General features: G+C 40.0%; 8 protein-coding genes and 1 rRNA gene. 7 read left to right on the top strand and 2 right to left on the bottom strand.

All coding sequences use genetic code 11. From position 1 onward, the window contains the following. Window positions 1–113 (bottom strand): 16S ribosomal RNA (locus FTU64_RS10090); the annotation flags it as partial. 535 nt (window positions 114–648) lie between these two features. On the opposite strand from FTU64_RS10090, the gene FTU64_RS10085 reads away from it, so the two are divergent. The 6 genes from FTU64_RS10085 (at window position 649) to FTU64_RS10060 (ending at window position 5,909) form a co-directional block, all read left to right on the top strand. Further along, the gene (locus FTU64_RS10085; protein ID WP_180059700.1) at window positions 649–1,605 is read left to right on the top strand and encodes a VacJ family lipoprotein; all 957 of its coding nucleotides are present in this window, start codon (window positions 649–651) and stop codon (window positions 1,603–1,605) included. A 98-nt stretch (window positions 1,606–1,703) separates the two neighbouring features. Further along, window positions 1,704–2,672: an RsbU family protein phosphatase GigA gene (gene gigA, locus FTU64_RS10080; protein WP_180005046.1), complete on the top strand. Its 969-nt coding sequence runs from the start codon at window positions 1,704–1,706 to the stop codon at window positions 2,670–2,672. 112 nt (window positions 2,673–2,784) lie between these two features. Next, window positions 2,785–3,303 carry an anti-anti-sigma factor GigB gene (gene gigB, locus FTU64_RS10075; protein WP_078189558.1) on the top strand — a complete coding sequence of 173 codons (519 nt, stop codon included), beginning with the start codon at window positions 2,785–2,787 and terminating at the stop codon, window positions 3,301–3,303. Window positions 3,304–3,335: 32 nt separating this feature from the next. Then, window positions 3,336–4,160 carry a carbon-nitrogen hydrolase family protein gene (locus tag FTU64_RS10070; RefSeq protein ID WP_180055951.1) on the top strand — a complete coding sequence of 275 codons (825 nt, stop codon included), beginning with the start codon at window positions 3,336–3,338 and terminating at the stop codon, window positions 4,158–4,160. A gap of 95 nt (window positions 4,161–4,255) precedes the next feature. Further along, the gene (locus tag FTU64_RS10065; protein ID WP_180055950.1) at window positions 4,256–4,681 is read left to right on the top strand and encodes an organic hydroperoxide resistance protein; all 426 of its coding nucleotides are present in this window, start codon (window positions 4,256–4,258) and stop codon (window positions 4,679–4,681) included. Window positions 4,682–4,814: 133 nt separating this feature from the next. After that, a complete protein-coding gene (locus FTU64_RS10060; protein WP_180059699.1) occupies window positions 4,815–5,909 on the top strand; it encodes a hypothetical protein in 1,095 nt (364 codons plus the stop codon). Window positions 5,910–5,985: 76 nt separating this feature from the next. Here the strand turns inward: FTU64_RS10060 and gspE are convergent, their stop codons facing one another. After that, window positions 5,986–7,473 carry a type II secretion system ATPase GspE gene (gene gspE, locus FTU64_RS10055; RefSeq protein ID WP_180055948.1) on the bottom strand — a complete coding sequence of 496 codons (1,488 nt, stop codon included), beginning with the start codon at window positions 7,471–7,473 and terminating at the stop codon, window positions 5,986–5,988. 100 nt (window positions 7,474–7,573) lie between these two features. Here gspE and FTU64_RS10050 point away from each other — a divergent pair, with 100 nt between their 5' ends. Then, entirely contained in the window at window positions 7,574–8,395 is an 822-nt protein-coding gene (locus tag FTU64_RS10050; RefSeq protein WP_111884712.1) for a hypothetical protein, read from the top strand. The last annotated feature ends 3 nt before the right edge of the window (window positions 8,396–8,398 follow it).

The following is an 8,398-nucleotide window of genomic DNA, read 5'->3' as shown; positions in this document are numbered from 1 at the left end:
ACTCACCCGTCCGCCGCTAGAAATCGGTAGCAAGCTACCTATTCCCGCTCGACTTGCATGTGTTAAGCCTGCCGCCAGCGTTCAATCTGAGCCATGATCAAACTCTTCAGTTTAAAATCAATAGTACATATAGTGTACCAATCTTGGCTCATCAATTACTGACAAAAATTTGCTCAAATAAACTTCGAGTAATTTCTACCATCAATCAATGAAATATTTTCGATTGATCAACCAGTAAAAATCCACACAAGTTGTTCTTCATAATCTCTTAATGATCTTCTTGTTGGTTCGTCACCAGCAAGCTAGGTCGGCTATATTACTCTTTATTTCTAAAGAGTCAACCGGTAATTTAAATTATTTTTAAACTTATCAAATAAAACCCAACTTAATCAATTCAACCAAGTCATTGTTTTATCAGAAGTTTTAATCTTCATCACCGCCGATGGATGTGCATTCTACAGCATTTCTGATCCAACGCAACACCTTTTTTTAAATAATTATTTTGAGCGCACATTTTTCGCTCAAATTACATTTTTTCATTCATATTTTGATCAAATTTGGTTTAATAGTAATAAATCAAGATTATTTGAACGTTTTTACTTATTATACGGCAAACATTTTGCCGCGCTAAAAGCGTCAGGACTATATATGCGCCAAACTTCTTTTTTATATGCAGGATTATTGTCACTTGTCGTAACAACACCTGTATTTGCAAATGACGAGGCTTCAGCACCTGTTGCTCAAGACTCAGAAGCTGCCAATAAATCAAAAACACAACAACTTGCGCATGCTGCGATGGTCAAGTCATCTGAAGTTGCAAAAAAATTATCTGTAAATGCCAATGCAGCACAATCAGAAGAAGATAAAGACCCTTTCCAACCGATCAACCGGAAAGTTTACGCATTTAATGATTATTTAGATGTCCATATTGCCCGCCCTGCTGCTGTGCAATATGTCGCAAAAACTCCAAAGGATATTCGTGAATCTTATCGTTTATTCCGTAAAAATTTAGGCGAACCTTGGAATGCGTTTAACCAACTCATCCAAGGACGACCGACACGTGCCGCAAAAAGTCTAGGTCGCTTTACTGTTAATACACTGACAACTTTAGGCTTTGCTGACCCTGCGAGTCGCCTAGGCCTAGAAACCGAAGATGAAAATTTTGGTGCAACTTTAGGATATTACGGTATTCCTTCTGGTCCTTATATTGTTCTACCAGTGCTTGGCCCAAGCACATTGCGCCAAACCGTTGGTCTAGCTGTAGATAGTCAAGGACGTCCACAGAAATATATGCTTGATGGTCATGATGTAGCTTACTGGTCTGAGCAAACTTTACGTGGAATCGATACTCGCGCTCAATTACTGGATATCGAAGGTGTATTGCAAGGCGATAAATACGCTCAAATTCGTGACATCTATTTGCAACGCCTGAACTATTCTATTGCCGAGAAAAAAGGGATTGCTGAAGAAAACTTATTTATTGATGAAGAAGATGACGATATTGATGAATCTGAAGATAATTCAACAGATGTTTCATCTGATGATTCTAGCGATTTCATTGATGACACAAGTTCAGATGAAACTGACACGGTAACAACTGAATAAATAAAATTTTTCAATTGGCTGGTGTGGTTTTTCCCTCCAGCCATCATTAGCTTGCTATAGTACACTTATTGTCTATCGAAGGATTCATCTAATTCTTTATGTATTTCATTCAACCTACTCGTGATATTCCATATTTAGATCAGGTACTTGATGCGCTTCCTAGCGTACAAATGATTAACATTGAAGATCTAGACTTGTATGATCCAACGATCATTGCAATTGCTGATGTTGCCGACTTTTTAAATCACCAATGGACACTTCCCACCATTGTGCTCGCTTTTGAGCATGAAGGTGCTGCATTGGCTCAAGCTTGGCAACAAGGCGCTTTAGCAGGATGGGTTTGGGATCATATTCCAACTAACCTCCAAGCAGCACTCACTAAAATTGATGCGCAATACAAACGCAATCAAGACAGCCGCGACCTCCCTTCTGCTGCAGATTTGCAAAAACGCTTACTGCCAAATCCAATCGAACTCCACAATTATAAAGTTGAAACATTCTTCCAACCTTCTGCTTATTTATCGGGTGATTGGTACGATTACTGGAAAATCAGCGATAAAGAAATCATGTTTTATCTCGCAGATGTGTCTGGTCATGGGGTAACGAGTAGTTTACTAACCTCATGGATGGCTGCTTTTCACGGTCGTTCAAAAACCCCAAGAGAGTTGATCAAAAAACTCAATGGTATGTTGGTTCAAGAAAATATTGAAAAGCACATTACCATGATTGCGGGGATACTCAATCTCGATACGCATGTCTTGAAATGGTCTAGTGCAGGGCATTATCCGCCGGCCATTTTATTTGAACCTGGTCTTCCCGCAAGAATTTTAAACACCAGTAGCTTCCCACTCGGCTTAACTGAAGACCTAGAAGTGGAAGAGTTTGAATTTACCTTAAATCGTTATTCGCGCTTTGTAATTTGCTCGGATGGCGCACTTGAACCTTTTGACGGTGGATTGAATGAACAGCTAGGTCAATTGGTTTATCACTTGCAAAATCAATCATTTCAAGCACCAGACCATGTTGCTGACGACATTGCCATCCTAAGTTTACGTCGAATCAATTAATCACGAAATCAATTACTTAAACCAAATACGACTTTCTGATCATACTCGGCTACTTGAGTAAGCTGTGCCCCTATGGGATAATTTACTATCCTTCTCTGCAAATGGCATTTATATGTCAACAGGTCATGTTGAATATGCAAGCTTGAACGGAACGCATATTTTTAAGCTTATTGGCGAAGTGCGTGCCCAATCTTGTATTAGTCTAGACAAGTTATTAAACAAAATTGAACAGCAACAAAATGTCGTCGGTGCAATCGTTGATTTAACCCAAACGACATTTATCGATAGTACTGTTCTTGGCATTTTGGCGAAACTGGGTTTGAAGCTCAAACAAGTTCACCATATCCAAGCGGTAATGTTGTCTACAAACTCTGATATCACAACGCTTGCCAATAGCATGGGTTTAGGTCAAGTGTTTGTTATTTTGAATTATTGTGGTGATCCAAGTGTATGCACTCGCGCACTTATGGAAGAACACATTACCCATAGCAATATGCTGAATACGGTTTTAGATGCACACAAAACGCTGATGAAACTGAATGATAGCAACCAAAATATGTTTGAGCCTTTGGTCAAACAACTGCAAAAAGAGCAGGATAATCTAGAGCAACCCAAGCAGCAAAATGTCTAATTTAGGTTAATCACAGCAGAGACCCTCTTCGCATGACTTTACTTTCCGTTGCACAAATGAATTCTCAAAATGACATTGAAGATAACTTCAAAGTGATCGAGTCATTGATGCAACAATGTCAGGCTCAAGGTGCGAGTCTCATTGTATTTCCTGAAAATTTTGTCTGCTTTGCCGCAGGTAAACAACGCGAAACCGCGGCGCAATTTGAAAGTATTCAGCAGCGACTAGAACAACTCGCACATCGTTATCAACTTTGGATTGTTGCGGGCACACTCCCATGCCCTTATCGTCCAGATGGTTCAATCATTCAAGATGGCCGTGTCCGTACTGTTAGCCTGTGTATCAGCCCTGAACATACCGAAGCACGTTATGACAAAATTCATTTATTTGATGTGCAAGTTGGTGACGCTGTCGGTGGCTATCAAGAATCAAAATTTTTTGAACCTGGTACTGAAACCGTAGTTGCAACAACACCTTTTGGCAATATTGGCCTGATGGTGTGCTACGACTTGCGCTTTCCTGAACTGGCTTTGAAACTTCGTAGCCAAGGTGCAAACATTTTAACGGCGCCTGCAGCTTTTACTTATACCACGGGTGAAATGCACTGGCAGTTGTTACTGCAAGCTCGTGCCATGGATAGTCAATGTGCTGTATTAGGTGCCGCACAACAAGGCTGGCATGGTGAAAAGCGTCAAACTTGGGGTCATGCTGGAGCAAGCAACAGCCGTGGTCAAATTTTAGCAATCACCGCAGAAGAAGGCGCTCAACTACTCACATTTCCTTTTGACTTAGACGAACAGCAGCAGATTCGTGCATCAATGCCACTGATGCAGCACCGTGTTTTGGTTCAATATTGATTTTCACTCTGTATAAAATTACAAAAAAACTGAATATTATTTAAACAAAATCCCCCACGATATGATTTTGAACCATCATCTGAGGGATTAGAAAAATGACTTTAGAAAAAGCAGTTTATACAGCCCATGCAAAAGCCACTGGTGGTCGTGATGGTCGTGCAACGACATCCGATGGTCATTTAGATGTTCAATTGGCTGTGCCGAAAATTATGGGGGGTACAGGTAATGGTACGAATCCTGAACAACTCTTCGCCGCTGGTTATTCAGCGTGTTTTTTAGGTGCGATGAAATTTGTTGCCAACCGCGATAAATTAAATATATCTCAAGATGCCTATATTGAAGGTGAAGTTGGTATTGGTCCGATCCCGACCGGTTTCGGTATTGAAGTGACCTTAAATATTCATTTAGAAGGGATGGATCAGGCAGAAGCCCAAAAACTGGTCGATGCTGCACATATTGTCTGCCCTTATTCCAATGCAACACGTGGCAATATCAATGTAACGTTAAATGCGATTACCTGATGAACTCCTACCCTAAAACAAAATGTTTTAGGGTAGCTTCCTAAATTATCAAAATAAATTTTATAAAAAATATAGCCTTATATTTCAAACATAAATAAGATAAGACGAATAATTAAAACCGAGTTTATAAGAAATGTCTGCGTTATTTTATGTATGGGATGCTGAACAGCATCATTTTCAAACAACAATTTCTACATTAGAACAGGCAGAATATTTTGCAACCAATCCTCAAGATTTAGGTTTTACAGAAAATCTGAAAAATTGGCTCATTGAAGTTGAAAGTATTGTGACTAATCCTGAACTTGCAGAAAATTTCGATGAAGAAATTATCCAGTTCTTTAGTAATGTAAAGGGCTTCTTTAACTTTTCTACGAATGTTTTTGTGATTGAATATTTGCAGGAAAAAAGTAAATACCTTTATAAAATATTGGTCGAAACATTGCGCAAGCATAATCTCGTTGCTTTTGATGCAAAGCATTATGTGTTTTTCAGTCGGGATGTTATTTTTCCTGACCAAAAAAGCATTGAGCAAATGTTGAATGCCGTTCAAGCAGTGACTAAAGAACAGTTATTACAATTTAAAGCAGTTCCATCAAATAGTGATAAATTGAGTAGATTCGCTTACCAATGGTTAGAGTCAAATTATAATAAATTAAAATTTACAAAAATAGAAAAAAAGCATCAATATCCTACTTCAGATAATCTCTATAGGGATATAAATTCAAATATATATGAAAGTATTTTTATTCTATGTTCAAGAAAAAAAAATGTTCTTGCTTATAGTGAATTAAGTTTGGCAAGTTACGTACAAGTTACACTAGATAAAGCAATCAAAATATTTAGAACACACCACATAAATGATAAAACCCTACAATATTTTCCAAATATTCATGGTATTGAGGGCGAGGCTAGCCATTTTAATAATCCCAAAGAACTACAACATATATTAAATCAGCTCTATGACTTTTTAATTTATGATGCAGAAAAACATAAAGATATAGAAACATTAAACCAATGGCTGAATCATGGAGATGAAAAAGAATATATTACAGGGCTAGGTGCTATCTCTCGTTTAGTCTTGGCGAAGCATGTTAATGATCCTTTATATAATCAATTGGTACAGGAAGCTTTACCCTATGTAAATAGAAATAAATTTTATAAGAATATGACTTTAGATCAATTCTATGAAAGATTAGAAATGGAAATAAAAGAGATTTTAGAAAAATAAGCTAATTTCATACCTACCAAAATATAAGATGCACTTTATAAGTACATCTTATATTTAAAAATTACAGAAAAACTCTCTACTCCGCCGCTTCATTGGTGACTCGAAGCACTTCTTCCAATGTGGTTTTACCGGCCAACACTTTGCGCAAACCATCATCCCGAATAGAACCCGACTGTTTACGCGCATAGGTTTCAATTTCATATTCCGCAGCATTGCCATGCACTAGACGGCGCATTTGATCATCGACCGGGACAATTTCATAAATGGCAGTACGCCCGATAAATCCGGTATGTGAACAGTGCTCACAACCTTTGGGTTGCGGTAACTTCAGTTCAGTGCCGACATCTAAATGGCGGAAAATTTCTGTTTCAAAAGCATCCGCTTCATGCCATGTTGCACAACGTGGACATAAGGTACGAACCAAGCGCTGGGCAATCACACCAATTAAAGAACTGGCAAGTAAAAACGGCTCAATCCCCATGTCTTTTAAACGCGTTACTGCACCAATCGCGGTATTGGTATGCAAGGTTGAAAGGACTAAATGACCCGTAAGGGATGCTTGCACGGCAATTTCTGCTGTTTCCAAATCACGAATCTCACCCACCATCACCACATCTGGATCCTGTCGCAGCATGGCTTTTAAAGCCCGGGCAAAAGTCATATCCACTTTGGTGTTGACCTGAGTCTGCCCAATACCTTCCAGTTGATATTCGATTGGGTCTTCAGCGGTTAAAATATTTTTTGAGCCGTCATTCAGGTCGGACAATGCCGCATATAAAGTGGTGGTTTTACCCGAGCCTGTCGGCCCAGTCACAAGAATAATGCCATGCGGACGATGCACCAGTTGTTTCAGTCGATCATAGTCATGTTGCATCAAGCCCAAATGGGTCATATTTAAACGCCCAGCTTGCTTATCGAGTAAACGCATCACCACACGCTCACCATACGAAGACGGTAAGGTTGATACACGAACATCGACTTCACGGCCCGCCAAACGCAGAGAAATACGACCATCTTGTGGAATTCGCTTTTCTGCAATATCGAGTTTGGCCATGACTTTGATCCGTGACACCAACAATGGCGCAAGTTCACGACGAGGCTGCACAATTTCACGTAATTGACCATCAACACGTAAGCGGACAGACAGCTTTTTTTCAAAAGATTCGATATGAATATCTGAAGCTCCAACACGAATTGCTTCCGACAATAAAGCATTGATTAAGCGTACAATCGGCGCATCATCTTCCTGATCCATCAAATCTTCAGCTTCTGGCACAGAGTCCGCAAGGCTAAGTAAATCAGGATGATCTTCCAGACCCGCTGCCACTTGTTGAGACTCACCGGTGTCTCCGGCAAAGCTTGCACTGAGTAATTGATTAAACTCTTGCTCACTACATAATTGATATTGTGCAGGATGCCCTAAATAGCGACGTGCTTCTTGCAAAGCCAGTAGTGGCGTGCTGTCACGACGCACAATAAAAGCTTGATCACCCTCATATCGAAGCAATACGCCATGACGTTTGGCAAAACTATATGGTATTTGTAATTGTTTAAGTACTTGCATCACGCATTATAATGATGAAAAAAGTTGTTTTGAGTGTACTCTAAGCATCTGACAGCGTGAAGTCTGTTTTTAGGATTTATCAGGACAAGGGATATACGCATTGCCATTAGAAAATGATTTGACTGAAAAGGAATCCCCAAAACGTAAATGGTGGGGGGAATATCAATTTGAACTGAATCACCCGCGCAGTTGGCAGTTTGGGTCTTTATTGTTTCGTGTGACGCGCGGCATGCAAGAGTGGCGTATGGAATACCATCGCCCGACCTTTCAGTTTGACTATGAGCAGCAATGGCATCCGATACAAGACCCTGAATTTGGTTTTCCACAACCCATTAAAATGGAACGTTATATGTTCCGCCAGACGCATGACAAAATTCAAATCATGCCACGTTTGGCAGATCGGTCTGTGGTGATTAAACCGGTCGATCCGATTTATATTCCAGCGGGACAGCGCGGAACGCTGTATATCAGCACACCGCTGTGGATTGCTGGCTTTGTCGAAGGTCTTAGAGAACCTTTGTTTGATATACCTGTGATTCTACCAAAAGATACCTGGTTTGGTCCGAACCATCGAATGGGTGAAATTTGCTATGCCACAGCAGTTGATGGTCGTACAGAACTTAAACAACTCAAACCTCGTGCTTTTCGTGCAGTAACCCCTATTGAGTTTCATAACGTGAGTAATCAACAGATTCGTTTTGACCGTATGAATGTCCCTGTACCGGCTTTGCCATTATTTTATAGTGAAAGTACAGGACGTTTATGGACTTCACAAATTCGAGTCGTGCATGAAGGTCATGACAAACCGCCGCGGGTCAAAATTGAAAACCGTACACCGCCACAAGCAGGTGACGTTGTTTATCTACATCCGCCACGCGAGTCAGCCAATGTGCTGTTCAATATGTTTGATTCATTTTTCTAACGG

This window comes from Acinetobacter sp. YH12128 (assembly GCF_013418655.1).
GTDB lineage: Bacteria > Pseudomonadota > Gammaproteobacteria > Pseudomonadales > Moraxellaceae > Acinetobacter > Acinetobacter amyesii.
The sequence above is the reverse complement of the archived record's forward strand: the minus strand, read 5'-3'. Positions and strand labels throughout refer to the sequence as shown.

Excerpts from the sequence above, each read along its gene's own strand:
- FTU64_RS10085 (WP_180059700.1), top strand. The coding sequence starts at position 649 with ATGCGCCAAACTTCTTTTTTATATGCAGGATTATTGTCACTTGTCGTA.
- gigB (WP_078189558.1), top strand. The coding sequence starts at position 2,785 with ATGTCAACAGGTCATGTTGAATATGCAAGCTTGAACGGAACGCATATT.
- FTU64_RS10070 (WP_180055951.1), top strand. The coding sequence starts at position 3,336 with ATGACTTTACTTTCCGTTGCACAAATGAATTCTCAAAATGACATTGAA.
- gspE (WP_180055948.1), bottom strand. The coding sequence starts at position 7,473 with ATGCAAGTACTTAAACAATTACAAATACCATATAGTTTTGCCAAACGT.
- FTU64_RS10060 (WP_180059699.1), top strand. The coding sequence starts at position 4,815 with ATGTCTGCGTTATTTTATGTATGGGATGCTGAACAGCATCATTTTCAA.
- FTU64_RS10065 (WP_180055950.1), top strand. The coding sequence starts at position 4,256 with ATGACTTTAGAAAAAGCAGTTTATACAGCCCATGCAAAAGCCACTGGT.
- gigA (WP_180005046.1), top strand. The coding sequence starts at position 1,704 with ATGTATTTCATTCAACCTACTCGTGATATTCCATATTTAGATCAGGTA.